Source organism: Rhodococcus sp. NPDC079359 (assembly GCF_040702585.1).
In the GTDB taxonomy this organism is placed as follows: domain Bacteria; phylum Actinomycetota; class Actinomycetes; order Mycobacteriales; family Mycobacteriaceae; genus Rhodococcoides.
Genome location: NZ_JBFBLH010000005.1, coordinates 224,604 through 251,351 on the forward strand (window position 1 = coordinate 224,604; position 26,748 = coordinate 251,351).

Consider the following 26,748-nt stretch of genomic DNA (forward strand, 5'->3'; position numbering starts at 1 on the left):
TTAACGCCGCAGCAACGATGCGCATTCCCATTACTCGCTGGTGGCACCGAGCACGGCGTCGAGCGAGAGCGCCCAACACCGGGAATCGGGATTCAGGAAAGCGAAGTGGTCTTCCCCCGGCACGGTCGTCAGTCGGGCGTCGTCTCCGGCAGCGCGCGCCAGCGCTACGTACCTCTCGCTCTGCGCCGCGGGCACCTGGATGTCCTCGGATCCGTGCAGGGCGATCGTCGGGATGCCGATGGGCGCGCGTGCCGCAGGCGAGGCCGACCGGTACAGCTCGGGGTCGTCCTCGTATCGGGCCTGCAACAGCGCCTCGACCGCCGGATTCGTCCGTCCCGACGCACCGCGCGGCTCTAGATCGAGTACACCGGCCTGCGAGACGATGCGCGACGGGCGGACCTTCGTGCCGGTCTCGCCGCCGAGCCACACGGCCAGGTGGCCGCCGGCGGAGTGGCCGATGACGCGGACGTCGTCGATCCCGACCGGGGCGTGCTGCTGCAGTTCCCCGGCAACCACGTCGAGTGCCGCAGTCACATCGGACTGCATCTCCGGCCAGTGCCCACCTGCGCCGACGCGTCGGTACTCGATGTTCCACGCCACCGCTCCGGCTCCGGCGACTGCGCGAGCGAACTGGGTGCCCAGGTTCGATCCGTATTGTCCGCTCCAGAACCCGCCGTGCACCACCACGACCACCGGCGTCCGGTGATCCATCGGCTCCGCCGGCAGGTAGAGGTGGCCGAACTGCTCCGGATGATCGCCGTACGCGATCTTGATCCGCGCGCTCATGCGTTCTGGAAGTCGGGCGGGAGTTGGGTCCACCGCGAGGTCAGGACGCCCAGCGCGCCCAGAGCCACAGCTCCTGCCGTCGAGGTCCGCAGCACCGTCGGGCCCAGCACCACCGGCGTCGCACCCGCCTCGGTGAGAGCGGCGACCTCCCTGTCGTCGAGACCGCCCTCGGGTCCGACCACGATCACGACCTCGGGAACCGAGTCGAACGGCAGGTCCCGGAACGCCGAAGTAGCCGCCTCGTGCAGCACGGCGACGATTCCGCCGCGCTCCACGACGCCGCGTACGAAAGTGTCGACCTCCCGCGAATCGTGCAGCTCGGACACCTCGGGGATGAATGCCCGACGCGACTGCTTGGCGGCTTCCGCCGCGGTGCTGCGCCACTTCGCGACGCCCTTGGCTGCCTTCGGGCCCTCCCACCGTGCGACGCATCGCGCGGACTGCCAGGGCACCACAGCATCGACGCCCGCTTCCGTGGCCAGCTCGACGGCGAGCTCCGATCGGTCCGCCTTCGGCAATGCCTGCACCAGCGTCACCACCGGAGTGGGACGCGGCATCTCACTGCGCGATTGCACGGTCAGTTCGAGCCGATTCTTCTCCGCTGCGGCCACGACCGTGTCGGCCAGGCCGCCCGCTCCGTCACCGAGCAACACCCGCTCGCCCACCCGGATGCGCCTCACCGTCGCGGCGTGGTGCCCTTCCTTGCCGTCGAGCACCGCGAGCTCGCCGACGTTCGGTAGAGGCGAGAGGTAGAAGACCGTCGGGGCCATCGATCAGCGACCGCTGAACGCTTCCCGCAACCGCGAGAACAGGCCGCCGCTGTGCGCCGAACCGGTGGTGACGACCTCCGCCGAGTCACGGTCGCGCATCGACCTGAGCTGTTCGAGCAGATGGGTCTGCTTGCTGTCGAGCTTGGTCGGCACGATGACCTCGAGGTGCGCGTGCAGATCGCCGCGAATACCGGACCGCAGCTTGGGCATACCGTGACCGCGCAGCACCGTCGTCGAATTCGGTTGTGTGCCTTGCTCGATCGAGATCTCGGTGGGTCCGTCGATGATCGCGTCGATGTTGACCGCGGTGCCGAGAGCGGCGTCGACCATCGGAACACGGACGGTGCAGTGCAGGTCGTCACCGTCGCGAACGAACACCTCGTGCTGCTGTTCGACGATCTCCACGTACAGGTCTCCCGCGGGTCCGCCGCCGGGACCGACCTCGCCCTGAGAGGCCAGTCGAATGCGCATGCCGTTGCTCACGCCGACCGGCACCTTGACCGAGATGTCGCGACGCGACCGGACGCGACCGTCGCCGCCACACTTGCGGCAGGGGTCGGGAATGGTCTCGCCTGCGCCGCGGCAGGTGGGACACGGACGGCTGGTCATGACCTGGCCGAGGAACGAGCGCTGCACCGACTGCACTTCACCGGCACCGCCGCAGGTATCGCAGCGAACCGGCTTGGAGTCACCGTTGGTGCCCGAGCCCGTGCACAGGTCGCAGAGAATCGCCGTGTCGACGGTGATGTGCTTGGTCACGCCCGTGGCGCACTCGTCGAGGGTGAGCTTGGTACGCAACAGCGAATCCGCTCCCGGCTGGACGCGCCCCTTGGGCCCGCGCTGGGATCCGCCCGCGCCGCCGCCGAAGAACGCCTCGAACACATCTCCCAGGCCGCCGCCGAATCCGGCTCCACCGAATCCACCACCGCCGCCGCCTCCGCCGCCGCCCTGCTGCAGCGGGTCGCCGCCGAGGTCGACGATGCGACGCTTCTCCGGATCGGAGAGCACCTCGTATGCGGTCGAGATGTCCTTGAACCGAGCCTGCGCGGCCTCGTCCGGGTTGACGTCCGGGTGCAGCTCTCGCGCCAGCTTGCGGTAGGCGCGCTTGATCTCCTGGTCCGTCGCCTGCTGGCCGACGCCCAAAGTCCCGTAATAATCCCGTGCCACGTCGTCTCTTTCGTCCTAGAAGATGAATCTCGTTCGGTGAAGCTGTGTGCCGGCCGTCCGTGCCCCCGCCGCCGGCGTTCGATCGATTCTCGCTCGTCTCAGCGCTCGGCCAGGACCTCGCCGATGTACCTGGCAACCGCGGCGACCGACGCAATTGTTCCTGGGTAGTCCATTCGGGTCGGCCCGAGAACACCCATTCCTCCGAGGACCATGCCAGCCGACCCGTACCCGGTGGAAATCACCGATGTCCCGCGCATTTCCTCGACCTGCGTCTCCTCGCCGATCCGCACCGTGACGGTGCGGGTGTCCTGCGTCACTGCGAGCAGCTTGAGGACGACCACTTGCTCTTCCAGCGCCTCGAGTACCGCCCTGAGCGATCCGGGAAACCCCGCGTCGCCGGCGAAATCGGCGGCATTGCGCGTCAGGTTCGCCGTACCGCCGAGAACCAGGCGTTCCTCGGGATGCTCCACCAGCGATTCCACCAGCACCGTGGCCGATCGAATCATCGCGTCGCGTAGCGCAGGTGGAGCGTTCTCGGCGAGTTCGGCCACCGCAGCCGATGCCGCCGCCAGACGCTTGCCCTCGAGTGCACCGCCGAGAAGACGCCGCAGCTGCGCAAGATTCTCGTCGTCGATGACGTCACCGAGTTCGACGATGCGCTGATCGACTCGCCCGGAGTCGGTGATGAGCACCAGCAGCAGCCGGGCCGGAGTGAGCGCCACCACTTCCAGGTGGCGAACCGAGGACGCCGACAGCGTGGGGTACTGCACCACGGCAACCTGCCGGGTCAACTGGGCCAACAAGCGGACGCCGCGTCGCAGCACGTCGTCCAGGTCGACGCCGTTCTCGAGGAACTCGAGGATGGCGCGGCGTTCGGCCGCGGACAGCGGCTTGACGTCCGCTATTCGGTCGACGAACTGCCGATAGCCCTTGTCGGTCGGCACCCGACCGGAACTGGTGTGCGGCTGCGCGATGTATCCCTCGGCCTCGAGCACGGCCATGTCGTTGCGCACCGTTGCACTGGACACCCCCAGGTTGTGGCGTTCGACCAGGGCACGTGAACCGACGGGTTCCTGGGTGGACACGTAGTCCGCCACGATCGCTCGTAGAACCTCGAACCGCCTGTCGTCGGTGCTCGACATCGGTGCCCACCTCCGTTCTCGTTTCCAATCGTCGCTCGAGTCTAGTAGCCGGCGAACGCATGCTCGTGCAAGGCCTTACTGTGGTCCGAGTGGAAACGTTCTTTCGATTCGGTCCAGCGGCTCGAGGCTCGCGATGATCTTCAAGGGTGTTCGTGACGGAAAGCCGTACCCCGAGCACGGTCTGTCCATCAGAGACTGGTCGAGAATCCCGCCACGCCAGCTGCGTCTGGACGAGATCGTCACCACCACCAAGGTGCTCGAGCTGGACAGATTGCTGTCCGAGGACTCCACCTTCTACGGCGATCTGTTCCCCCACGCGGTGCAGTTCCGCGGCGTCATCTACCTCGAAGACGGCTTGCACCGCGCAGTGCGTGCGGCACTGCGCAATCGAACGGTGTTGCACGCCAGGGTGTTCGACTACGACGCCCTCGGAGCCTGAAACAGACTGTTCAGGCGGCAGCGATGGTGCGCACCACCGCGTCGGCCAGCAATCGGCCCCGGTCGGTGAGCACGAGTCGTTCTCCGCGGCGCACCATCAACCCGTCTGCGACGGTCTGTTCGGCAGCGGCGCGCTCGGCCGGCCCGAGCAACCTCATCGGCACTCCCGAGCGGAGACGGACGGTCAACATCAGCTCTTCCAGGTGTCGATCCTCGGCGCTGAGCAATTCGCTGCCGTGCACCGGTAGGTGTCCTGCGGCAAGGCGATCGGCGTACGCGGCCGGGTGTTTGACGTTCCAGAACCGGGTGCCGCCGATGTGGCTGTGTGCACCGGGCCCAGCGCCCCACCAGTCGCCGCCGTCCCAGTAGCCGATGTTGTGGCGGCACTGCGCGTCGGCGTCGGTGGCCCAGTTCGACACCTCGTACCAGGACAGCCCTGCGGCGTTCATCGCCGTGTCGATGCGTTCGTATCGGCTCGCCAGCACGTCGTCGTCGGGTGCAGGCAACTCACCGCGGCGAACCTTGCGGGCCATGGCGGTGCCGTCCTCGACGATCAGCGCGTAGGCCGAGACGTGGTCGACGCCGGCCTCGAGCACTGCCGCGAGGGACTGGTCCAGATCGATGTCTCGCTCGCCGGGAGTGCCGTAGATGAGGTCGAGATTGACGTGCTCGAAACCGGCCGCGCGCGCTTCCTTTGCCGCGGCGACCGCTCGACCGGGCGTGTGGGTGCGATCGAGGACGGCAAGCACATGTGGTGCAGCGGACTGCATTCCGAGCGAGATGCGGGTGAAGCCCGAGTCGCGGAGCCGGTCGAAGAATTCCGGTGACGTCGATTCCGGGTTGGATTCCGTGGTCACCTCGCCGCCATCGGTCAATCCGAAACTGGACCGAACCGCACCCAGGACGTCGGCCAGACCGTCGCCCCCCAGCAGCGAGGGCGTGCCACCGCCGACGAAGACGGTGTCTGCCGTCGGAACGCGACCCGTGCGGGCCTGCATCAGCCCCGCGGCGGTGTCCAACTCACGTCGCAGGCCCTCCAGCCAGGACTGCGGCGACGCCGATGTGCCCAGCTCACCCGCCGTGTAGGTGTTGAAGTCGCAGTACCCGCACCGCGTGGCGCAGAACGGAACGTGCACGTAGATCCCGAACGCGCGGTCCCCCACTCCGTCGAACGCCTCGGTCGGCAACTCGAAGGTGGACGGGACGGGTACGACGGTATTCACGCCCTCCAGTGTCCCAGAGTTCGGGCTTACCCGATCCCACCCGCCCTGCCAGCCTATTTACCTCGAAATCGGGGTAAATAGCCGCCGCGGTCGTCCATCGCCCCGATGACGTGGCACAATGACTCCCGTGACCGACTCAGGAATTCGACTCGTGGCGCGCCGCCATGTCGATCTCGGCCGTGTCTGCAGCGCGTCGTGTCGATACACGACCGGCTGCTGACCAGCCCTCCTTCGAGCACGTCCATTCGATCCACCGGTTTCCCACTGTCGTCGCGAGCGCACTCATCTGCGCTCGTGCCGGGTACCGGCCAGCACAAAGATGCAGGAGCAATGCATGTCGTCGACCAGCGACGCGACCACCGACGCTGCCTCCGTCACACCACGGGAGCGCACACCGCGGCCGACCAAGCGTCGAGCCGAGGGACAGTGGGCACTGGGGTACCGGGAGCCACTGAACGCCAACGAGCAGTCCAAGAAGGACGACAACCCGCTCAACGTGCGAGCCCGCATCGAGAACATCTACTCCAAGCAGGGGTTCGACAGCATCGACAAGGGCGATCTTCGCGGCCGCTTCCGCTGGTGGGGCCTCTACACCCAGCGTGAGCAGGGCTACGACGGCACCTTCACCGGTGACGACAACATCGACCTCCTCGAGGCGAAGTACTTCATGATGCGGATCCGGTGCGATGCCGGTGCGCTGAACCTCGAGCAACTGCGCACTCTGGCGCAGATCTCCCAGGAGTTCGGTCGCGACACCGCAGACCTCTCCGATCGGGAGAACGTGCAGTTCCACTGGGTCGAGGTGGAGAACGTCCCCGAGATCTGGCGTCGAATCGAAGCGGTCGGCCTGAAGACCACCGAGGCGTGCGGCGACTGCCCCCGAGTGGTGCTCGGTTCCCCGCTCGCGGGCGAGGCCGTCGACGAGATCCTCGACCCCACCTCCGCCATCGACGAGATCGTCGAGCGCTACATCGGCAAGCCCGAGTACTCCAACCTGCCGCGCAAGTTCAAGACGGCGATCTCGGGCCTGCAGGACGTGGTGCACGAGATCAACGACTGCGCGTTCGTCGGCGTCGTGCATCCCGAGCACGGGCCCGGACTCGACCTGTGGGTCGGCGGCGGCCTGTCCACCAACCCCATGCTCGCTCAGCGAGTCGGCGTCTGGGTTCCGCTCGAGGACGTTCCCGACGTGTGGGAAGGCGTCGTCTCGATCTTCCGTGACTACGGCTACCGCCGGCTTCGTACCAAGGCACGCCTGAAGTTCCTCATCAAGGACTGGGGCATCGAGAAGTTCCGCCAGGTCCTCGAGGACGAATACCTGCACCGCAAGCTCATCGACGGCCCGGCACCCGAGAAGCCCGCTCGGCCCCGCGATCACGTCGGGATCCAGAAGCTCAAGAACGGCCTCAACGCCGTCGGGGTGGCACCCATCGCGGGCCGCGTCTCCGGCACCATCCTCGCCGCCGTCGCCGACGCCGCCGAGAAGGCCGGGTCGGATCGCGTGCGATTCACGCCGTACCAGAAGCTGATCGTCCTCGACGTTCCCGACGAAACGCTCGAACAGCTGATCTCGGACCTCGATGCGTTGGGCCTACCTGCCCGACCCTCGCACTGGCGCAAGAACCTGATGGCGTGCAGCGGAATCGAATTCTGCAAGCTCTCGTTCGCCGAAACACGCAAGCGCTCACAGGTTCTCGTACCGGAGCTCGAAGAGCGCCTGTCCGACATCAACAGCAAGCTCGACGTGCCGATCACGATCAACATCAACGGCTGCCCCAACTCGTGCGCACGATCGCAGATCGCCGACATCGGCTTCAAGGGCCTGTTGGTCGACGACGGGGACGGGAATCAGATCGAGGGTTTCCAGGTTCATCTCGGAGGCAGCCTCGGCCTGGACAGTGCGTTCGGCCGAAAGTTGCGCCAGCACAAGGTCAACAGCTCCGAGCTGGGAGATTACATCGACAGAGTGGTGCGCAATTTCGACAAGCACCGCGAGGACGGCGAACGGTTCGCTCAGTGGGCCGTGCGAGCAGACGAGGCGGATTTGCGATGAGTACCAGGCTGAATTTGACGGTAGAGGAATTGAAGGACATCGCCGAGCGCGGTGCCCGCGAACTCGACGGAGCGAGCCCACTGGAGCTGTTGCAGTGGACCGAGGACAACTTCGGTGACGACTTCATCGTTGCCTCCAACATGCAGGACGGGGTGCTCGTTCACCTCGCCGCACAGATTCATCCCGGTGTGGACGTGCTGTTCCTCGACACCGGCTACCACTTCGCCGAGACCATCGGGACGCGCGACGCCGTCGAGTCCGTCTACGGCGTCCGGGTCGTCAACGCCCGAGCCGAGAAGACTGTCGCAGAACAGGATGCGATCGACGGCAAGGACCTGTTCGCCCGCGAGCCCAATCGCTGCTGCGCGATGCGCAAGGTCGCACCCTTGAAGAAGGAACTGGCCAACTACAGCGCCTGGGTCACCGGTATCCGCCGAGTCGAGGCCCCCACCCGCGCCAACGCCCCGCTCATCTCGTTCGACGACGCCTTCGGTCTGGTCAAGATCAACCCGATCGCGCCGTGGTCCGACGAGCAGATGCAGGCCTACATCGACGAACATTCGATTCTGGTCAATCCCCTCGTCGACGAAGGCTATCCGTCCATCGGGTGCGCACCGTGCACCGTCAAACCTGCCCCCGGAGCCGACCCGCGTAGCGGTCGTTGGGCCGGCAAGGCCAAGACCGAATGTGGGTTGCACGCCTCATGACACTCGATCTCACCTCGGCCACCGTCGGTCGGACCCATCTCGACGCAGATCGGTTCGACACCCTCGACGCACTCGAATCCGAGGCCATCCACATCTTCCGTGAGGTGGCGGGCGAGTTCGAGCGCCCCGTCATCCTGTTCTCCGGCGGCAAGGACTCGACAGTTCTGCTGCACCTGGCAATCAAGGCGTTCTGGCCCGCTCCCCTGCCGTTCGCACTGCTGCACGTCGACACCGGACACAACCTGCAGGAGGTACTGGACTTCCGCGATCACGTGGTCGCCAAGTACAACCTGCGCCTGCACGTGGCCAGCGTCGAGGAGTACCTCGCCGACGGACGCCTCACCGAGCGCCCCGACGGCATCCGCAACCCGCTGCAGACCGTGCCCCTCCTGGACGCGATCTCCGAGAATCGGTTCGACGCCGTCTTCGGCGGTGCCCGACGCGACGAGGAACGAGCTCGTGCGAAAGAGCGAATCTTCTCGCTGCGCAACGCATTCGGCCAATGGGAGCCCAAGAAACAGCGACCCGAACTGTGGAACCTGTACAACGGCAAGCATTCCCCCGGCGAGCAGGTGCGCGTGTTCCCTCTCAGCAACTTCACCGAACTCGACATCTGGCGCTACATCGCCCGTGACGACGTGGAACTGGCGAGCATCTACTACGCCCATCAGCGACCCGTCTACCAGCGTGACGGCATGTGGATGACGCCCGGCGTCTGGGGCGGACCGGCCGAGAACGAGGAGCTGCAGACCCTGTCGGTGCGCTACCGCACCGTCGGCGACGGATCCACCACCGGCGCAGTGCTGTCCGAGGCCGCCGACAACCAGGCAATCCTCGCCGAGGTAGCCGCGTCCAGGCTGACCGAACGCGGAGCCACCCGCGGCGACGACCGCGTCTCCGAGGCTGCCATGGAAGATCGCAAACGAGAAGGATACTTCTGATGAGCAGCACAGGAACGCAGCTTCTTCGCCTCGCCACCGCGGGGAGCGTCGACGACGGCAAGTCCACCCTCGTCGGACGGCTCTTGTACGACACCAAATCCGTTCTGGCAGACCAGATCGACGCGGTCACTCGGGCTTCGGTGGACAAGGGCCTGGCCACGCCGGACCTGTCGCTGTTGGTCGACGGTCTGCGCGCCGAACGTGAACAGGGCATCACCATCGACGTCGCCTACCGCTACTTCGCGACGCCGCACCGCTCGTTCGTACTGGCCGATACCCCCGGCCACGTGCAGTACACCCGCAACACCGTCTCCGGTGCGTCGACGGCTCAGCTCGTCATCCTGCTGGTCGACGCCCGCAAGGGTGTCATCACGCAGACCCGCAGGCACGCAGCGGTTCTCGCTCTGCTCGGCGTTCCGCGCCTGGTGCTCGCGGTCAACAAGATCGATCTGGTCGAGGACCCCGCAACGGTGTTCGCCGAGATCTCGGCGGAGTTCAACTCGCTGACCTCCTCCCTCGGCTGGTCCAGCGAGGACGTCATCGAGATCCCGGTGTCCGCACTGCACGGCGACAACGTCGCGGTGAAGTCGGACAAGACCCCGTACTACGACGGACCCACCCTCATCGAACACCTCGAGTCGGTTCCGGTCGACGCCGAACCGCACCGGGTCGGTCTGCGATTCCCCGTGCAGTACGTGATCCGGCCGCGCACAGCGGACTTCCCGGACTACCGCGGATATGCCGGCCAGGTCGCAGCGGGCTCCGTCGACGTCGGCGACGAGGTCGTCATCCTGCCCTCCGGCACCCGAACGACAGTCGAGCGCATCGATACCGCGGACGGCGAATTGCGTACCGCTCATGCCGGACGCAGTGTCACCCTCGTCCTCGCCGACGATGTCGACGTCTCGCGCGGCGACACCATCGCCTCCCCGCAGGACGCACCGGAGCCGATCGGCGACTTCGAGGCCACGGTGTGCTGGCTCGCCGAGAAGCCGCTTCGCCCGGGCGCTCGCCTGCTGCTCAAGCACGGCACTCGCACCACCCAGGCCATCGTCGGGACACTGATCGAGCGGTTCGACGAGCAGGAGCTCACCGCACAGGAAGGCCCGGAGTCGTTGGAGCTCAACGAGATCGGCCGAATTTCGGTGCGCGTCGCGGAGCCCATCGTGGCAGACGACTACGCCGTCAACCGGCACACGGGCAGCTTCCTGCTGATCGATCCGGCCGGCGGCAACACGTTGGCTGCCGGGCTCGTGGGCAACGCTCTGGCTGCCGTCGAGCTGGGGTCGGCAGTTCCCGCGTGAGCGCACTGATCGCGGTTGCCCACGGTAGCCGTGACCCGCGCTCGAGCGCCACGATTCACCGCGCCGTCGACGCCCTGCGTCGGCGGCGACCGGATCTGGACGTGCGCGTGGCGTTTCTCGATCTTTCCGAGCCCGGCGTCGATCAGGTGGTCGACGACCTGGCCGATGCCGGACACGGACGCATAGTCGCAGTTCCGATGTTGCTGGGCAAGGCTTTTCACGCAAAAGTCGATCTGCCCGAATTACTGCAGGCCGCGAGAACGCGACACCCGCACGTCTCGATAACGCAGGCCGACGTTCTGGGAGACGACCGACTCCTCATCGATGCAGTCCGCGACCGGATCACCGACACCGGTGTCGCAGTAACCGATTCGACGGTCGGCATCGCCCTTGCAGCCGTCGGTTCCTCGGTGGCACCGGCGAATCAGCGCACCCGGGTGATCGCGCAGAAACTGCTCGCCGGAACAGACTGGGCCGGAGCTGTGACCTGCTTTGCGACCTCGGTCTCCCCGTCCCCCACCGATGCGATCGCACAACTGCGCACGCTGGGAGCCGACCGCATCGTCGTGGCCCCCTGGTTCCTGGCCCCGGGACTGCTCACCGACAGGATCGAAGCCTCGGTCGCCGGCCTGCCGAACGTGGTGCATGCCGAGGTCATCGGAGCACATCCGGCGCTGGCAGATCTGGTGTCGCGGCGCTACGACTCCGCGGTCTCGATGGGTCGTTCCGCAGGCTCCACTCCTGCGGCACGAGCTGGTGCAGCACCGGAGCCGAACGCTCTACCGCACCGGTTCAACGAACCGGTGCACCAGCAATCGCGTCTGCACCGCTAGCGTCTGCGATTTTCGGCACCCGAGTCGCTCGTACGTACACCGTCTCGCCCTCGCGCAGACCGAGCGCCTCACTGTCGCCGCGGGTGATCTGCGCCGCGAACAGTTCACCGGTGGCCGCATTCTTCAGTTCGACCTTCACCTCGAAGCCGAGGTGTACCACCCGCTCGACGACGGCCCGCGTCACACCGGCCGATTCGGCCGTCCCGCTGGCCTGAGCCTGCGCCAACGACGGATCGCGTCCGACGCGTATGTCGTGCGGCCGCACCAGAAGTCCGTTCAGTTTGGCGACCTGCCCCAGGAACGACATCACGAAATTGTTGGCCGGGCGATCGTAGAGATCTTCCGGGCTGCCCACCTGTTCGATGCGGCCCTTGTTGAGCACCGCGATCCGATCGGCGACGTCGAGCGCCTCCTCCTGATCGTGGGTCACCAGCACGGTGGTGACGTGAACCTCGTCATGCAGTCGACGCAGCCAGGTACGGAGATCGGCCCGCACCTTGGCGTCGAGCGCGCCGAAGGGCTCGTCAAGGAGCAGCACCTGCGGGTCGACGGCGAGTGCGCGGGCCAACGCCATGCGTTGGCGCTGTCCACCGGACAGCTGGGCCGGGTAGCGACTCTGGAACCCGGCGAGCCCGACGATCTCGAGCAACTCGTCGACCTTCTTGGCGATCTCGGCCTTGGGCCGTTTACGAATCTGCAGGCCGAAGGCGACGTTGTCACGCACTGTGAGGTGTTTGAACGCCGCGTAATGCTGAAAAACGAACCCGATCTCACGGCGCTGCGGGCTCACCCACGTCACATCCTGGCCGGCGAGCACCACCCGACCGGAGTCGAGCTGTTCGAGCCCGGCGATGGAGCGCAGCAGAGTGGACTTGCCCGAGCCACTGGGCCCGAGCAGCGCCGTCAACGATCCCTTGGGGATGTCGATGCTGACGTCGTCGAGCGCTGCGAAGTCGCCGTAGTGCTTGTTGGCACCGACGACGGAGATCTCGATCTCGGGGGATGTCTCGGTCATTACTTCGTCCTCTTCTTGTCGAGGGCCGTCATCAACAGCAGCACGACGACGGCTATCGCCATGAGCAGTGTGGACGCGGCGTACGCGCCCTGCTGATTGAAGTCCTCGTACCGTGAATTGACCAGCAGCGTGAGCGTTTGGGAGATACCGGGCAGATTGGTCGAGACCATGATCACCGCACCGAATTCACCGAGCGACCGTGCGACGGTGAGTACGACGCCGTACGTCAACCCCCACCGGATCGCCGGGAGAGTGATGCGCCAGAACGTCTGCCACGACGACGCACCGAGCGTCGAGGCGGCCTCTTCCTGCTCCTCACCGATCTCGTACAGCACGGGTTCGACCTCGCGCACGACGAACGGCAGCGTGACGAAGATCGTCGCGATGACCATGCCGGGAAGCGCGAAAATGACCTTGAAACCGAGGCTTTCGACTCCGCCGAACCATCCATTGGCACCCCACAGCAGGATCAGCGCAACGCCGGTGATGATCGGCGACACCGCGAACGGCAGATCGACGATGGCTTCCAGGACACCTTTGCCACGGAACCGTCCGCGTACGAGCGCCAGTGCGGTGACCACACCGAACACGATGTTGATCGGAACCACGATGGCGACGATCAACAACGACAGCTGCAGTGCCGACTGTGCAGCCGGGGTGGTGATCTGCTCCCAGAACGTGACGACACCGTCCTCGAACGTGCGAAACAGGATGGTGGCGAGTGGAAAGAGCACCAGAACGGCGAGATACAGCAGAGCCACGGTGCGCAGCGTCAGCTTGATCGGCAGACCGATTTTCACGAGATCTGCTCCTCACGTCGGGCCAGGCGATTGCCCACCACGCGAAGGACGAACAGCACTGCGAACGCGATCGCCAGCAGCACCACGGAGATCGCCGCCGCATCGGTTGGGCGGTCGTACTCGATGAGCTCACGGATGTACTGCGACGCCACCTGTGTGTCGTTGGGGATGTTGCCGCCGATGAGCACCACCGACCCGAATTCACCGATGGCGCGCGCGAAGGCGAGCCCCCCACCGCTGAGGATCGCCGGCAGCAGGACCGGCAGGACGATGCGACGGAAGATGGTCCAGTTGTTCGCGCCGAGCGAGGCCGCGGCTTCCTCGACGTCCTTGTCGAGCTCGATCAGCACCGGTTGAACCGCTCGCACCACGAACGGCAATGTGACGAAGAGCAGCGCGACGATCACCGCGGGCTTGGTTGCGTTGAACACCAACCCGACCGGACTCGCCGGACCGTACAGCGACAGCAGAACCAGGCTGGCCACGATGGTCGGCAGTGCGAACGGCAGATCGATCAGGGCGTTGACGAAACGCTTGCCCGGAAACTCGTCACGAACCAGGACCCACGCGATGAGGGTGCCGAGAAAGAGGTTGACCACGGCCGCGGCCACCGACACCTGCAACGTCACCTTGAACGTGGCCAGCGCGCGTTGCTCGGTGACCGCGTTCCAGAAGCCGGTGAGACCGTCGTCGAACGACTGGACCGTCAACGCCGCCAGAGGAAGCAACACGATGACGCTCAGCCACAACACGGCGACCCCGAGACCGAGTGGCCCCACCGACCCAGGGCCCCTGAACTTTCGGCCTTCCCGCCCGGCACGAAACCGAGGTCTCGTACCGGGCGGGACTGGCGAATCCGCAGTTGCGGCTTCGGTGGTCGAAGATGGCATCGATCTCTACCGAGTACTTTCCTGATAGATCGTGGCAATTGCGCCGTTGTCGCCGAACAGGTCCGCGTCGACCTGCGTCCAGCCACCGAGATCATCGATGGTGTACAGCTTTTCGGGAGTGAAGAACTTGTCCGAATACTCCGAGGCGATGTCCGGGTTCGTCGGGCGGAAACCGGCCTCCGCCCAGATCTTCTGGCCCTCGTCGGTGTAGACGAAATCGTTCAGCGCATTGGCGCGATCGAGATTGGCGCTGTCGTTGATCACTGCCACGGGATTGTCGATGCGGAATGTCACGGGAACGTCGACGTGCTCCACGTTCTGCCCCTGCTCCTCGATCAGGAGTGCTTCGTTCTCGTAGCTGAGCAACGCATCACCCTGGCCCTGCAGGAAGGCTTCGGTTGCGGCGCGGCCGGATTCGGGCTGAACCGGGAAGTGATCGGCGACGAGTGTGCGAACGAAGTCGAGACCGGCCTGTTTGTCCTGGCCGCCGTTGCTCTTCGCCGCATAGGGAGCGAGCAGGTTCCACTTGGCCGAGCCCGAGCTGAGCGGGCTGGGGCTGATGACCTGAACGTCGGGCTTGATCAGATCGTCCCAGGTACGGATGTTCTTGGGGTTGCCCTCGCGCACGACGATGGTCACCACGGAGCCGAACGGCACTCCGGCGTAGGCATTCTGGTTCCAGTCCTCGTCGACCTTGCCTGCCTGCACCAGACGGGTGATGTCGGGTTCGACCGAGAAGTTGACGATATCGGCGGGTGCGCCGTCGGCCACCTTGCGTGACTGGTTGCCCGATGCGCCGTAGTCCGCGTTGATCGCCGTTCCGTCACCGTCCTCGGTTGCGGCGAAGGCGGGACCGATTGCGTCCCAACCATTCTTGGGGACGGCGTAGCCCACGAGGGTCAGTGCGGGGCCGCTCGCGGTGTCCGGCTCGCCGCCGACGACGTCACTGGATCCGCCGTTGCATGCGGTGAGCAGAAGGGTTCCCACAGCTGCGAACGTGGTCAGCAGGTAGCGAGAGCTGTGCCTCATCGAGAAAAGGCCTTTCGTGACAGTGTGCAATGAGTACGAACTGGGCATGGTCGACATTCCCGAAGTCGAACCGGTGCACCACCGTGGCCGCGAGTCATCGCGAGATCACCGAGGGCGGCAGAAAGTACGTCGTGAACCGCCCGACCGCGAGAAGTACGCGCGTGGGCAACGGATCGACGGAACCGATTCGACGAAGGAAAGAATCAACAACAGTCGATATCGGCGACTGCCAGCATGCCGACAGCGATCAACGCCAACTGATGGCGGACGCGGTACTCGGCGGCAGAAGACACGGTCAGAAATCTAGCAGAGGTTCCGGACCGACTCTAATCGGCTATCGAGTGAGCAACCAGGCGATGACAACCAGCACCAGCAGCGCGATGAGCGCCAACGTGACCCGAGACCGTGGCATTACTGTCCATCCTTCGTCGTAGTGGTGGCCGCACCCGTCGGCTCCGCATCGCGAGCCGCCCGTGCATCACGCCCGAGCAGGTGCAGAACCACCGCGAGCACACGATCGAACACTCGTGCCAGCAGGAACGCGGTAGGCACGATGACCAGCAGCACGACTACCGACTGTGGCACGAACGGCAAACCCGTCACCCACAGTTCGACGCCGTCCCACCAGCGTGCGATCGATTCCACCCTCGCAGCTTAAACCAGCTCGTTCCGCTCTCACGCCACGCCGATCGACGACCAGCAGTGGACGCATGCCATCTATCGGTCGATGATTACGCCATGACGGCATACGAAGATCTTTCGCCAGTGCCCCCGGTGGCCGACGAGCCCGCCATGGGGTCGGGGCATCCAGGGTTGGGCGGCGTCGAGGTCCAGGGAGCGTTGGGCAGCACCGACGCACCGGTGTCCACCCTGACGTCCTACCGGAGCGCCTTTCCGCCGATCGACGACTATGCGTTCCTTTCGGACTGCGAGACGACCTGCTTGATCGCTCGAAACGGATCGGTCGAGTGGATGTGCGTGCCTCGGCCGGACTCCCCCAGCATCTTCGGCGCGGTTCTCGATCGCAGTGCAGGCCATTTCCGGGTCGGGCCGTACGGTCAGTCGGTGCCCGCGGCACGGCGGTACCTGCCCGGTGGCCTGATCGTCGAGACGACGTGGCAGACCGAGACCGGTTGGCTCATCGTCCGCGACGCGCTCGTCATGGGACCGTGGCACAACACCGATCAGCGCTCTCGCACCCACAAGCGCGCACCGAGCGACTGGGACGCCGAACACATCCTGCTGCGCACCATCAAGTGCGTCAGCGGCACAGTCGAACTCGAGATGAGCTGCGAGCCTGCCTTCGACTACCACCGCGCGCCGGCGAAGTGGGAGTACACCGGCAAGGTGTACGAGGAGACCACCGCCACCTGCGAAGCCAGTGCGGGCGGCGATCAGCCCACGTTGAAGCTGACCACCAATCTCCGCATCGGCATCGAAGGACGTGAAGCCCGCGCCCGCACTCGAATGACGGAGGGCGACAACGTGTTCGTCGCTCTGTCGTGGTCGGATCTGCCTGCGCCGCAGACGTTCGAGGAGGCCGCGGACAAGATGTGGCGCACGTCCGAATGCTGGCGGCAGTGGATCACGATCGGCCGGTTCCCCGATCACCCGTGGCGGGGTTACCTGCAGCGCAGTGCCCTCACGCTCAAGGGACTGACCTACGCCCCCACCGGCGCACTGCTCGCGGCGTCGACCACCTCGCTTCCGGAAACGCCGGGTGGAGAACGGAATTGGGACTACCGCTACACGTGGGTGCGTGACTCGACGTTCGCACTGTGGGGCCTCTACACACTCGGACTCGACCGTGAGGCCAACGACTTCTTCGCGTTCATGTCCGATGTGGCGACAACGGCGAACGGCGAGGTCAATCCGCTCCAGGTCATGTACGGCATCGGCGGCGAGAAGACTCTCGACGAGAGCGAGCTGCCGCACCTGTCCGGATACGACGGTGCACGTCCGGTACGTATCGGCAACGGAGCCTACGACCAAGAGCAGCACGACATCTGGGGCACGATGCTCGACTCGGTGTATCTGCACGTCAAGTCGCGCGAGCACGTCCCCGAATTCCTGTGGCCCCTGCTCAAGCGACAGGTGGAGGAGGCGATCGCCAACTGGCGCAAGCCCGATCGCGGCATCTGGGAGGTGCGCGGTGAACCGCAGCACTTCACCTCCTCGAAGCTCATGTGTTGGGTCGCACTCGACCGCGGGGCCAAGCTCGCCGACATCCACGGCGAGAAGGAGTATTCGGCCAAGTGGAACGAAATCGCCGACGAGATCAAGGCGGACATTCTCGAGAACGGCACCGATTCTCGGGGTGTCCTCACTCAGCGCTACGGTGACCCGTCGCTGGATGCGTCACTGCTGCTCGCACCGCTGCTTCGATTCCTGCCTGCCGAGGACGAACGCATCCGCGCGACAGTGCTCGCCATCGCCGACGAGCTGACCGAGGACGGCCTGGTCCTGCGCTACCGAACCGACACCACCGACGACGGTCTGGCCGGCGAGGAAGGGACGTTCACCATCTGCTCCTTCTGGCTGGTGTCGGCGCTGGTCGAGATCGGTGAGCTCCCTCGGGCCAAGCACCTCTGCGAGCGTCTGCTGGGATACGCGAGCCCACTCAAGCTCTACGCCGAGGAGATCGACCACCGCACCGGCCGTCACCTCGGTAACTTCCCGCAGGCGTTCACCCACCTCGCACTCATCAACGCGGTGGTGCACGTCATCCGCGCCGAGGAAGCTCAGGTGGCAGGGCACTTCCAGCCCGCCCACTCCAACCCCTGAGAGGGAGGGCTCAGCGGCCGAGTTGCCTCGCCCATTCGGCGATCAGCTCGGCCGCGGGCCTTGCCCTTGCCCGGCGAAAACCGGTGCCCGCCCACATCGACAGTCCCGACGGATCGCCTGCCGCCGCGGCCTTCGCTCGCATCGGCGCGGTCAGGTAGTGCAGATCAGGATAGGCCAGCGGCGCGGCGCCGGAGTTCTCGCGCATGAATTCGTTCACCAGACCCCGCGCAGGGCGGCCGGAGAATGCCCTGGTCACCGCGGTGTCGGGAGCGAGCGTCAGTTGCTCGCGGTGTACGGGTTTGGTGCCGGCCTCGGGCGTGTTCAACAACGCCGTACCGAGCTGAGCCGCGTGCGCAAGACCCGAATCGAGCAGTGGCGTAATGTCGTTGCCGTCCATCAGTCCGCCCGCGGCGATTCGCGGTAGGTCGGATGTCTCACGCACTGCGATCAGCAGTTCGGTCAGTGGCTCGTCCGGGGCCGACCCGTCGAACGTGCCTCGGTGCCCGCCCGCTTCGGGTCCCTGCACCACGAGCGCGTCCACCCCGTTCGCGGTGGCCACCGATGCGTCCGACGCGGTGGCGACGGTGGCCCACACCTCGGTTCCCACGGCGTGCAACTGGGCGACCTCGTCCGCGTCGAACGTCGCGAACGTACTCGACACCAGCGGTACCGGGTGTGCCAGCAGCCAGGCGAACTTCTCGGCGTAGAAGTCGTCCCGGCGCACCAACTCTCCCGGCTCCGCGTCGAAACGCTCGAACCAGGACGTCAGGTGCTCGGCATAGGACGCCACATCCGCACCCGATGGCTCCTCCGGCAGAAAGAGATTGACACCGAACAGCAGACTGCGCACCGAATCGATCTGCGCCGCAAAGGCTTCGGGTGTCAACAGCGCACCGGCGATCATGCCGAGCCCACCTGCCTCCGACACCGCACGGGCGAGTTCGGGAGTACTCGGGCCGCCTGCCATCGGCGCACCGACAACGGGAACACGCAGCTGCTTCAGAATCGGCGTCGTCACAGGTTCGAAATGTACTCGCCCGCCATGTGCGACTGGAGGTGGTGGGGACCGCGCGCCCTCACTGACAACTGCGCGCCCCGGCTCCGATGCGAGCGGGGGCGTGCAGTCGACAGAAAGGGTGTGAGGTTGCGCCAGGCAACCGCTGCCCTACTTCTTGGGCTTGTCCGACGAGGATTCCGAGGACAGTGCGGCGACGAAGGCTTCCTGTGGCACCTCGACGCGGCCGATCGTCTTCATCCGCTTCTTGCCCTCTTTCTGCTTCTCGAGCAGCTTGCGCTTACGGCTGATGTCGCCGCCGTAGCACTTGGCCAGAACGTCCTTGCGGATCGCGCGGATGTTCTCGCGGGCGATGATGCGAGATCCGATGGCGGCCTGGATCGGCACCTCGAACTGCTGGCGCGGAATCAGTTCCTTGAGCTTGGTCGTCATCTTGTTGCCGTAGGCCGCGGCGTTGTCCTTGTGCACGATCGCCGAGAACGCGTCCACGGCCTCGCCCTGCAGCAGGATGTCGACCTTGACCAGCGCACCGGCCTGCTCGCCGATCTCCTCGTAATCGAGGCTGGCGTATCCGCGTGTTCGGGACTTCAGGATGTCGAAGAAGTCGAAGATGATCTCGGCCATGGGAATGGTGTACCGCAACTCGACGCGGGTCTCGGACAGATAGTCCATGCCCCCGAGTTCTCCGCGTCGTCCCTGGCACAGTTCCATGATGGAACCGATGAACTCGCTCGGCGAGATGATGGTGCACTTGACCATCGGCTCGAACACTTCGCGCGCTTTGCCCTCGGGCCAGTACGACGGATTGGTGACGATGTGCTCGGCACCGTCTTCCATCTCGACGCGGTAGACCACGTTCGGCGACGTCGAGATCAGGTCCAGGTTGAACTCTCGCTCGAGCCGCTCGCGGGTGATCTCCATGTGCAGCAGACCGAGGAAGCCACAGCGGAAACCGAAGCCGAGAGCCACCGACGTCTCCGGCTCGTACGTCAGTGCCGCGTCGTTGAGCTGCAGCTTCTCGAGGGCGTCACGCAGGTCGGGGTAATCCGAACCGTCGAGCGGATAGAGGCCCGAGTACACCATCGGACGGGGCTCGCGGTAGCCGGTGAGCGGCTCGGTCGCACCCTTGCGGAAGGTGGTGACGGTATCGCCGACCTTCGACTGACGGACGTCCTTCACACCGGTGATGAGGTAACCCACTTCGCCGACGCCCAGGCCCTTGGTCGCCTTCGGATCGGGTGAGACGATCCCGACCTCGAGCAGCTCGTGCGTCGAGCCGGTCGACATCATCGTGACCTTCTCGCGCGGATTCAGCGCACCGTCGACGACGCGAACGTAGGTGACGACGCCGCGGTAGGTGTCGTAGACCGAGTCGAAGATCATCGCGCGGGCAGGCCCGTCCGGGTTGCCGACCGGGGCCGGAACCAGCTTGACGACCTCGTTGAGAAGTTCCTCGACGCCCACACCCGTCTTACCGGACACGCGGAGCACGTCGTCGGCCTCGCACCCGATGATGTGGGCGATCTCGGCGGCGTAGCGGTCCGGGTCGGCGGCGGGCAGGTCGATCTTGTTCAGCACCGGGATGATGGTGAGCTCTTTGTCGAGAGCGAGGTACAGGTTCGCGAGCGTCTGCGCCTCGATGCCCTGCGCGGCGTCGACGAGCAGCACTGCACCTTCGCAAGCCTCGAGGGCGCGCGATACCTCGTAGGTGAAGTCGACGTGGCCGGGCGTGTCGATGAGGTGCAGCACGAATTCCTCGCCGTCGACGACCCACGGGAGCCGGACGTTCTGCGCCTTGATGGTGATGCCGCGCTCGCGCTCGATATCCATCCGGTCCAGGTACTGAGCGCGCATCGACCGGTCGTCGACGACGCCCGTGAGCTGCAACATCCGGTCGGCCAGCGTCGACTTGCCGTGGTCGATGTGGGCGATGATGCAGAAGTTCCTGATCCTGGACGGATCGGTGAACGTCGTGTCGGCGAAGCTGGGCACTCGTATCCTTCGGCTGGCGTGTTCGAAATGAGCGAACGGGTTTCCCTATCGTCCCACGCCGAGAACGGTTCGCCGTCCCCGGCTGTCCGACTCGGGTGTTCTCGTCGCCGCGGTTCGGGCGATGAGCAGCAGAGTCTGCATCGCTACACTCGCCGCATGGCTGGCAACTGGAGCAGATTCGGCAAGGAACTGAGCAAGATCGCGATGCGCGAGGGTCCCCGACTGCTGCGTCAATTACAGAAGTCCGGAGCCCTGCAGAAGGGCAAGGACGCGATCAGCGGGACGGCCACACGCACGTCTGCTCCGACTCCTCGTCCTGGCCGACCGGTGGCGTCGCAGACAAGGCCCACGGCGCAACGCGCCCGCACCATCGAGTACTCCCCCGACCTGGACGGCAAGGCCGACCCCGGCGAAATCGTCTGGACCTGGGTCACCTACGAGGAGGACGCCAGCCAGGGCAAGGACCGCCCGGTCCTGGTCATCGGCCGCGAGGGCAACGATCTGCTCGGCCTGATGTTGTCGAGTCAGAGCAGCCGCGACGGAGACCGTGACTGGCAGTCGATCGGGTCCGGTCCGTGGGACGCCGAAGGCCGACCGAGCTGGATTCGTCTGGATCGAGTGCTCGACGTGCCCGAGGACGGCATCCGACGCGAGGGTGCGATTCTGAGCAAGCCCCAATTCGATTCCGTCGCACAGAGATTGCGCCGCGACTTCGGCTGGAACTGATGGGTGCGCGTTGTGCGCCCATGAACGGGCGCACAACGCGTACCAGGCTCACGCCAACCGGGTGATCTCCACGACCACGTCGAGAGCCGTCGAACCGCCGCCGGAGAAGATGCCCTTGAGCGGCGGCACGTCGGCGTAGTCGCGGCCGAGTCCGACCGACACGTGCTGCTCGTTGACGGCGATGGCGTTGGTCGGGTCGTAGCCCCACCACGCACCGGTCCAGGCCTCGATCCACGCGTGGCTCTGACCCTCCACCGTCGCACCGATCGCGGCCTGTTTCTTGGGATGCAGGTAACCCGAGACGTACCGGCTGGGGATGCCGATGCTGCGCAGCATCAGCAGCGTCAGGTGGGCGTAGTCCTGGCAGACACCCTTCTTCTCCGACCACGCTTCCACGGCCGAGGTGTGCACGCCGGTGGTTCCCGGCACGTAGGACATCTCCTGGTTGACCCAGTTGGAGATCTCCACCACCGATTCCTGTGGCGGTAGGCCCTTCGACAGCTTCTTCGCCACCGACGCGAGTTGCCTGTTCTTCGGCACGTATTCGGTGTTGTCGAGGACCTCGTTGAAGCGGTCGATGACCGGCTCGCTCGCGAGTTCCTCCCAGGAAGCGTTCTCGTCCGGGTAGACGAAGGGATCGGTCTCGACCACCGACGATCCGGTGACCTCCAGCTCGGTGTGCGGTGCGTGCAGATCGAACGCCGTCACCGCTGTCCCCCAGTAGTCGGTGTAGCGGTAGGAACGCGTCACCGGGTTGGTCTCGACTCGGTTCAGAATCACGTTCTGCCGATTGTCACTTCGCGGCGTCAACCGAGCCTCGTTGTACGACGACGTCACCGGTGCGTCGTACTGATAGCCCGTGGTGTGCACGACACGCATACGCCAGCTCACAGTTCACCTTCCAATTGATCTTCGAATGTTCCGGAGCCGGCATCGGTCCACGCGACCCACGGAGCGGCGTGGAAATACTGCTTGGAGATCGCGTCACCGAGTTCACGGCAGGTTTCCTGCAGCGAGAGCAAGCGCTCCTGCAGATCGTCGAGAATTTCACCGGGACGGAGGAATTCGAGTTCGCTACGAGCGCGACCGAGTAGGCGCTGAGCCTCGGCGCGCGCACCGACTCGACTGTTGGGCTGGTGGTCGAGCTGATCGAGCGAACGTTCTGCCTCGTTGAGTGCGTAGAACACCGATCGCGGAAAGAGCCTGTCCAACAGCATGAATTCGAGAACTCGCTGCGCGTCGAGCGCGCCGCGGTAGGTGCGCAGGTAGGTGTCGTGTGCACCGGCGGAGCGAAGCACGGTGACCCACGCCGGCGACGACGGCCGGTCACCGGCTCGCGAGAGCAACAACCGAACGATCATGTCGATGCGCTCGACCGAGCGACCGAGCAGGAGGAAGCGGTAGCCGTCGTCGTGACTGAGGGTGGAGTCCGCGAGACCGGCGAACATCGCGGCGCGCTCCTCGATGTAGCTGAAGAACTCGGCCGGGCCGGTGCGCTTGGACGCCTTGATGCGCTCGTTCAGCCCGTTGTACGTGGTGTTCAAGCATTCCCACATCTCACTGGACGTCACTTCACGAGCACCACGGGCGTTCTCACGGGCACTCGACAGCGAGTCCACGATCGAACCCAGTCCGTCGCGGCTGAAGGCGACGACCTCGGTCAGAGACCACACGTCGAGCGAGACATCGGGCTCGTGCTTGAACCCGAGTACTCGCAACAGCACTCGCGAAGTGTGGTCGGGATCGACCGTGGCGTCTTCGAGTAGCTGGTGGACGGTGACATCGAGAATGCGGGCAGTGTCGTCCGCTCTCTCGACGTACCGTCCGATCCAGTAGAGCGACTCTGCGTTGCGCGCGAGCATTTACTGTCCACCGCCGTTCGAGTCCGAGTTCGTTGCCTGCTGTTGTTGCTGCTGTTGCTGTTGCTGCTGATTCATCTGCTGGTCCATCGTCAGCTCCGGGCCCTGTTCGGCCATCGGTGACTCCGGCGGAACGCTGACGATCTCCTCGCCGGCAAGTTCCTGCTCCTCCTGAGAGGTTCGGGTGGCGAGCACCCAGGTGTCCTTGCTGCCACCGCCCTGGCTGGAGTTGACCACCAGGGATCCCTCCGGCAGCGCCACGCGGGTCAGGCCGCCCGGCAACACCCAGACGTCGTCGCCGTCGTTGACGGCGAACGGACGCAGGTCGACGTGGCGGGGTACCAATCGGTCACCGATCTTGGTCGGCACCGTCGAGAGCTGCACGACGGGTTGGGCGATCCAACCGCGCGGATCTGCGCGGACCTTCTTGCTGATGGTGGCGAGTTCCTTCGGCGAGGCGTCGGGTCCGAAGACGATGCCGTAGCCGCCCGAACCTTCCACCGGCTTGATGACCAGTTCGTCGATGCGGTCGAGGACTTCCTCGCACTCGTCGTCGAGCCAGCACCGGAACGTGTCGACGTTGGCCAGCAGCGGCTTCTCGCCCATGTAGTAATCGATGATCGTCGGAACATAGGTGTAGACGAGCTTGTCGTCGCCGACGCCGTTTCCGACGGCACTCGAGATGACGACGTTGCCAGCGCGGGCGGCGTTGACCAGACCTGCCACTCCCAGCACCGAGTCGGGCCGGAACTGCATGGGGTCGAGGTAGTCGTCGTCGATACGCCGGTAGATGACGTCGACCTGACGCTCGCCCTCGGTGGTGCGCATGTAGACGATGTTGTCTCGGCAGAACAGGTCTCGTCCCTCGACGAGCTCGACGCCCATCAGTCGCGCGAGCAGCGAATGCTCGAAGTACGCCGAGTTGGCCACGCCGGGAGTGAGAACCACCACGGTCGGATCGGCCTCGTTGAGGGCGGCCGATGCGCGCAGTGCTCGCAGCAGGTGCGAGGCGTAATCGCCGACGGCGCGGACGCGATGGCTGGCGAACAGGTCGGGGAACACCCGGGCCATCGTGCGCCGGTTCTCCATGACGTAGGACACGCCAGACGGAGACCGCAAGTTGTCCTCGAGCACTCGGAAGGTGCCCTGGGCGTCACGAACCAGGTCGATGCCGGCGACGTGGATGCGCACACCGTTGGGCGGTGTGATGCCGACCGCTTCGCGGTGGAAGTGCTCGCAGGAGGTCACCAGCCGCTTCGGTACGACGCCGTCGCGCAGGATTTCCTGGTCGCCGTAGATGTCGGCCAGGAACATCTCGAGGGCTTTGACGCGCTGCTTGATGCCGCGCTCGAGTCGTGACCATTCACCTGCGGCGATGACGCGGGGAACCTGGTCGAGCGGGAACGGGCGTTCCTGGCCCGACAGGGAGAACGTGATGCCCTGGTCGATGAAGGCGCGTCCCAGCGCGTCGGATCTCGCGTCCAGGTCCACTGCGTTCGCCGGCGCGAGCGCGGTGTGGATGCCCTTGTACGGAGTTCGGGTGCGCCCGTCCGCGTCGAACATCTCGTCGAAGGCGAGACTGTACTTGCCGACGTCGGAGTATCCCCCGAACACCCCGTCGAGCTCGGGTTCGACGCGATCCGCTGTCTTGGTTCTGGTCGCTTTGGCCTTGGTGGCGGCATGCGTTGCCGATCGCGGACTCATTCTGGCCATGTTGCTACAGAGACAGGAGTTAGGCGCGGTGGAAGCGTTAATTTCTTGAAACGGTGTTCGAGGAGAGTCCGAATTGGGTTCTGTCCAGCGGTACTGGTATTCTCGATCTTCGGCGCAGGGCTCCAACGCTCAGCAGCAGACTTCGGGCATTCCAGCATGGATAGCCCTGACCGGAATACCGACGAAGACGACAAGGATTTTACGCGTGGCCAATATCAAGTCCCAGAAGAAGCGGATTCTCACCAACGAGCGTGCACGCCTGCGCAACCAGTCGGTGAAGTCCTCGCTTCGTACCGTCATCCGCTCGTTCCGCGAGGCACAGGCTGCGGGCGACAAGGACAAGGCTTCCGAGATTCTTCTCGATGCAGGCCGCAAGCTCGACAAGGCCGCCAGCAAGGGCGTCATCCACAAGAACCAGGCCGCCAACAAGAAGTCGGCACTGGCTCTCGCAGTCAACAAGCTCTGATCCATCACTGAGCTCGAAAAAGCCCGCCGCATCCGATCAGGATGCAGCGGGCTTTTTCGTGCTCTCTGCACTCTGCCGACGCTACCTACCCAGTGATGCGACCTCGGCCACTGCTTTCTCCACCGCATAGTCCGCGTCCGCTGCTTGACCTTTGACGTCTGCATTGAGCTGCGCCACCACGCGCAGCGCCTGGGCTATGGATCGGCCGTTCCAGCCGCGCGCCTGGCCCTGCGCCTTCTTGATCTTCCACGGCGGCATCCCCAGTTCCCCTGCCATTCGGAACGGGTCGCCGCGGCCCGCCGAACCCACCAACGCAATGGTGCGGACGGCATCGGCCAACGCGTCGGCGAGCAGCACGTGCGCCACGCCCCGGTGCATCGCCCAGCGCAGAGCCTCGAGAGCGCCGGCTCGGTCTCCGATCACCGCTTTGTCCGCGACGTCGAATCCGGAGACCTCGGCCTTGCCGGAGTAGTACCGACGCACCGCGGCGAGGTCGACCTTGCCCCCGGTATCGGAGACCAACTGCGAACAGGCCGAAGCCAATTCGCGAAGTTCGTTGCCGACGGACTCGACGACCGCCTCGATCACGTCGCCGCTCACCCGGATGTCGGCGGTACGGAACTCTCCGCGCACGAAGTCGATGCGTTCGGCGGGCTTGGTGAGCTTGGCGCACTCGTGCACCTCTGCGCCGCATTTCTGCAGCGCTCCGACCATCGCCTTGGCCCGGCCGCCGCCGGAGTGCATGACCACCACCACAGCACCCTCGGGCGGATCGGTAGCCGCGTCGAGTACCAGCGCTGCGGCGTCCTTACCTGCCTCGGCGGCGGCCTCGAGCACGAGAACACGGTCCTCGGCGAACAGCGAGGGACTGAGCAGTTCGGCGAGCTCCGGAGCGCTGGCATCGCCGGTGCGCAACCGCGTGACCGGCAGGTCCTCCCCCGGAATCGCAGCATTCGCACGCACCTGAGCCACGATCGCAGCTACCGCGCGATCCATCAGAAGTTCCTCGTCGCCGAGAACCAGATGCAGAGGAGCCACACTCGAAGTCACGACCATGATCGTGCCATGCGCGGCCGACACACTCGGCATCCGCTT

General features: G+C 65.5%; 26 protein-coding genes. 9 read left to right on the forward strand and 17 right to left on the reverse strand.

Going from position 1 to position 26,748, the window contains the following annotated elements:
• Nucleotides 1–30 precede the first annotated feature (30 nt).
• The 4 genes from AB0362_RS14580 to hrcA all read right to left on the reverse strand — a co-directional run bounded on the left by AB0362_RS14580 (nt 31) and on the right by hrcA (nt 3,865).
• Complete coding sequence (locus AB0362_RS14580) at nt 31–786, reverse strand: prolyl oligopeptidase family serine peptidase (protein ID WP_149406202.1); 756 nt, start codon at nt 784–786, stop codon at nt 31–33.
• Nucleotides 783–1,556 carry a 16S rRNA (uracil(1498)-N(3))-methyltransferase gene (locus AB0362_RS14585; RefSeq protein ID WP_149406203.1) on the reverse strand — a complete coding sequence of 258 codons (774 nt, stop codon included), beginning with the start codon at nt 1,554–1,556 and terminating at the stop codon, nt 783–785. Before AB0362_RS14585 ends, AB0362_RS14580 begins: the two co-directional genes overlap by 4 nt.
• A 3-nt stretch (nt 1,557–1,559) precedes the next feature.
• Nucleotides 1,560–2,723 (reverse strand): molecular chaperone DnaJ, encoded by a 1,164-nt coding sequence (gene dnaJ / locus AB0362_RS14590; RefSeq protein ID WP_317808906.1) that lies wholly within the window; start codon nt 2,721–2,723, stop codon nt 1,560–1,562.
• Between the two features lie 98 nt (nt 2,724–2,821).
• Nucleotides 2,822–3,865, reverse strand: a complete 1,044-nt coding sequence (gene hrcA / locus AB0362_RS14595; protein ID WP_027497502.1) for a heat-inducible transcriptional repressor HrcA — start codon at nt 3,863–3,865, stop codon at nt 2,822–2,824.
• 133 nt (nt 3,866–3,998) lie between these two features.
• Between hrcA and AB0362_RS14600 the strand changes: the two genes are divergently transcribed.
• Nucleotides 3,999–4,304 carry a type II toxin-antitoxin system VapB family antitoxin gene (locus AB0362_RS14600; RefSeq protein WP_008715485.1) on the forward strand — a complete coding sequence of 102 codons (306 nt, stop codon included), beginning with the start codon at nt 3,999–4,001 and terminating at the stop codon, nt 4,302–4,304.
• A 10-nt stretch (nt 4,305–4,314) separates the two neighbouring features.
• Here AB0362_RS14600 and hemW read toward each other — a convergent pair whose 3' ends face one another.
• A complete protein-coding gene (gene hemW / locus AB0362_RS14605) occupies nt 4,315–5,526 on the reverse strand; it encodes a radical SAM family heme chaperone HemW (protein ID WP_317808904.1) in 1,212 nt (403 codons plus the stop codon).
• A gap of 334 nt (nt 5,527–5,860) precedes the next feature.
• On the opposite strand from hemW, the gene AB0362_RS14610 reads away from it, so the two are divergent.
• The 5 genes from AB0362_RS14610 to AB0362_RS14630 are packed head-to-tail and all read left to right on the forward strand — an operon-like array spanning nt 5,861 to nt 11,364.
• Entirely contained in the window at nt 5,861–7,579 is a 1,719-nt protein-coding gene (locus AB0362_RS14610; RefSeq protein ID WP_317784450.1) for a nitrite/sulfite reductase, read from the forward strand.
• Nucleotides 7,576–8,286 carry a phosphoadenylyl-sulfate reductase gene (locus AB0362_RS14615; protein ID WP_317784451.1) on the forward strand — a complete coding sequence of 237 codons (711 nt, stop codon included), beginning with the start codon at nt 7,576–7,578 and terminating at the stop codon, nt 8,284–8,286. The genes AB0362_RS14610 and AB0362_RS14615 overlap by 4 nt, the downstream gene beginning before the upstream one ends.
• Complete coding sequence (gene cysD, locus AB0362_RS14620; protein WP_037193075.1) at nt 8,283–9,227, forward strand: sulfate adenylyltransferase subunit CysD; 945 nt, start codon at nt 8,283–8,285, stop codon at nt 9,225–9,227. The genes AB0362_RS14615 and cysD overlap by 4 nt, the downstream gene beginning before the upstream one ends.
• Entirely contained in the window at nt 9,227–10,531 is a 1,305-nt protein-coding gene (locus AB0362_RS14625) for a GTP-binding protein (protein WP_317548647.1), read from the forward strand. The genes cysD and AB0362_RS14625 overlap by 1 nt, the downstream gene beginning before the upstream one ends.
• Complete coding sequence (locus AB0362_RS14630) at nt 10,528–11,364, forward strand: sirohydrochlorin chelatase (RefSeq protein WP_317808901.1); 837 nt, start codon at nt 10,528–10,530, stop codon at nt 11,362–11,364. Before AB0362_RS14625 ends, AB0362_RS14630 begins: the two co-directional genes overlap by 4 nt.
• Here AB0362_RS14630 and AB0362_RS14635 read toward each other — a convergent pair.
• From AB0362_RS14635 to AB0362_RS14660, 6 genes are all read right to left on the reverse strand, one after another.
• Complete coding sequence (locus AB0362_RS14635) at nt 11,324–12,379, reverse strand: sulfate/molybdate ABC transporter ATP-binding protein (protein ID WP_300522287.1); 1,056 nt, start codon at nt 12,377–12,379, stop codon at nt 11,324–11,326. The two genes, AB0362_RS14630 and AB0362_RS14635, sit on opposite strands and share 41 nt — an antisense overlap.
• Complete coding sequence (gene cysW / locus AB0362_RS14640) at nt 12,379–13,179, reverse strand: sulfate ABC transporter permease subunit CysW (RefSeq protein WP_149406210.1); 801 nt, start codon at nt 13,177–13,179, stop codon at nt 12,379–12,381. Before cysW ends, AB0362_RS14635 begins: the two co-directional genes overlap by 1 nt.
• The gene (cysT, locus tag AB0362_RS14645) at nt 13,176–14,069 is read right to left on the reverse strand and encodes a sulfate ABC transporter permease subunit CysT (protein WP_262498381.1); all 894 of its coding nucleotides are present in this window, start codon (nt 14,067–14,069) and stop codon (nt 13,176–13,178) included. The genes cysW and cysT overlap by 4 nt, the downstream gene beginning before the upstream one ends.
• A 6-nt stretch (nt 14,070–14,075) precedes the next feature.
• Nucleotides 14,076–15,098, reverse strand: a complete 1,023-nt coding sequence (locus tag AB0362_RS14650; protein ID WP_317548649.1) for a sulfate ABC transporter substrate-binding protein — start codon at nt 15,096–15,098, stop codon at nt 14,076–14,078.
• 203 nt (nt 15,099–15,301) lie between these two features.
• Nucleotides 15,302–15,391, reverse strand: a complete 90-nt coding sequence (locus AB0362_RS14655; RefSeq protein ID WP_310180897.1) for an Ms4533A family Cys-rich leader peptide — start codon at nt 15,389–15,391, stop codon at nt 15,302–15,304.
• Between the two features lie 118 nt (nt 15,392–15,509).
• Nucleotides 15,510–15,743, reverse strand: a complete 234-nt coding sequence (locus AB0362_RS14660) for a hypothetical protein (RefSeq protein ID WP_317548650.1) — start codon at nt 15,741–15,743, stop codon at nt 15,510–15,512.
• A 93-nt stretch (nt 15,744–15,836) separates the two neighbouring features.
• Here AB0362_RS14660 and AB0362_RS14665 point away from each other — a divergent pair, with 93 nt between their 5' ends.
• Nucleotides 15,837–17,882 carry a glycoside hydrolase family 15 protein gene (locus AB0362_RS14665; RefSeq protein WP_094640199.1) on the forward strand — a complete coding sequence of 682 codons (2,046 nt, stop codon included), beginning with the start codon at nt 15,837–15,839 and terminating at the stop codon, nt 17,880–17,882.
• Between the two features lie 10 nt (nt 17,883–17,892).
• Here AB0362_RS14665 and AB0362_RS14670 read toward each other — a convergent pair whose 3' ends face one another.
• Both AB0362_RS14670 and lepA read right to left on the reverse strand, forming a co-directional pair.
• Nucleotides 17,893–18,900: a nitronate monooxygenase gene (locus AB0362_RS14670; RefSeq protein ID WP_317808900.1), complete on the reverse strand. Its 1,008-nt coding sequence runs from the start codon at nt 18,898–18,900 to the stop codon at nt 17,893–17,895.
• A gap of 147 nt (nt 18,901–19,047) precedes the next feature.
• Entirely contained in the window at nt 19,048–20,889 is a 1,842-nt protein-coding gene (lepA, locus tag AB0362_RS14675) for a translation elongation factor 4 (protein ID WP_032379185.1), read from the reverse strand.
• A 156-nt stretch (nt 20,890–21,045) separates the two neighbouring features.
• Here lepA and AB0362_RS14680 point away from each other — a divergent pair, with 156 nt between their 5' ends.
• Nucleotides 21,046–21,615: a type II toxin-antitoxin system PemK/MazF family toxin gene (locus AB0362_RS14680; RefSeq protein ID WP_269593796.1), complete on the forward strand. Its 570-nt coding sequence runs from the start codon at nt 21,046–21,048 to the stop codon at nt 21,613–21,615.
• Nucleotides 21,616–21,663: 48 nt separating this feature from the next.
• Here AB0362_RS14680 and AB0362_RS14685 read toward each other — a convergent pair whose 3' ends face one another.
• The 3 genes from AB0362_RS14685 to AB0362_RS14695 are packed head-to-tail and all read right to left on the reverse strand — an operon-like array spanning nt 21,664 to nt 25,037.
• On the reverse strand, nt 21,664–22,494 hold the full coding sequence (locus AB0362_RS14685; protein WP_094671346.1) for a transglutaminase family protein: 831 nt from the start codon (nt 22,492–22,494) through the stop codon (nt 21,664–21,666).
• 8 nt (nt 22,495–22,502) lie between these two features.
• Nucleotides 22,503–23,477: an alpha-E domain-containing protein gene (locus tag AB0362_RS14690; RefSeq protein WP_068052387.1), complete on the reverse strand. Its 975-nt coding sequence runs from the start codon at nt 23,475–23,477 to the stop codon at nt 22,503–22,505.
• On the reverse strand, nt 23,478–25,037 hold the full coding sequence (locus tag AB0362_RS14695; protein WP_255183248.1) for a circularly permuted type 2 ATP-grasp protein: 1,560 nt from the start codon (nt 25,035–25,037) through the stop codon (nt 23,478–23,480).
• Nucleotides 25,038–25,392: 355 nt separating this feature from the next.
• Between AB0362_RS14695 and rpsT the strand changes: the two genes are divergently transcribed.
• Nucleotides 25,393–25,653 carry a 30S ribosomal protein S20 gene (gene rpsT, locus AB0362_RS14700; RefSeq protein ID WP_027497522.1) on the forward strand — a complete coding sequence of 87 codons (261 nt, stop codon included), beginning with the start codon at nt 25,393–25,395 and terminating at the stop codon, nt 25,651–25,653.
• An 81-nt stretch (nt 25,654–25,734) separates the two neighbouring features.
• Here rpsT and holA read toward each other — a convergent pair whose 3' ends face one another.
• Entirely contained in the window at nt 25,735–26,709 is a 975-nt protein-coding gene (gene holA, locus AB0362_RS14705; protein WP_317808899.1) for a DNA polymerase III subunit delta, read from the reverse strand.
• Nucleotides 26,710–26,748 lie beyond the last annotated feature (39 nt).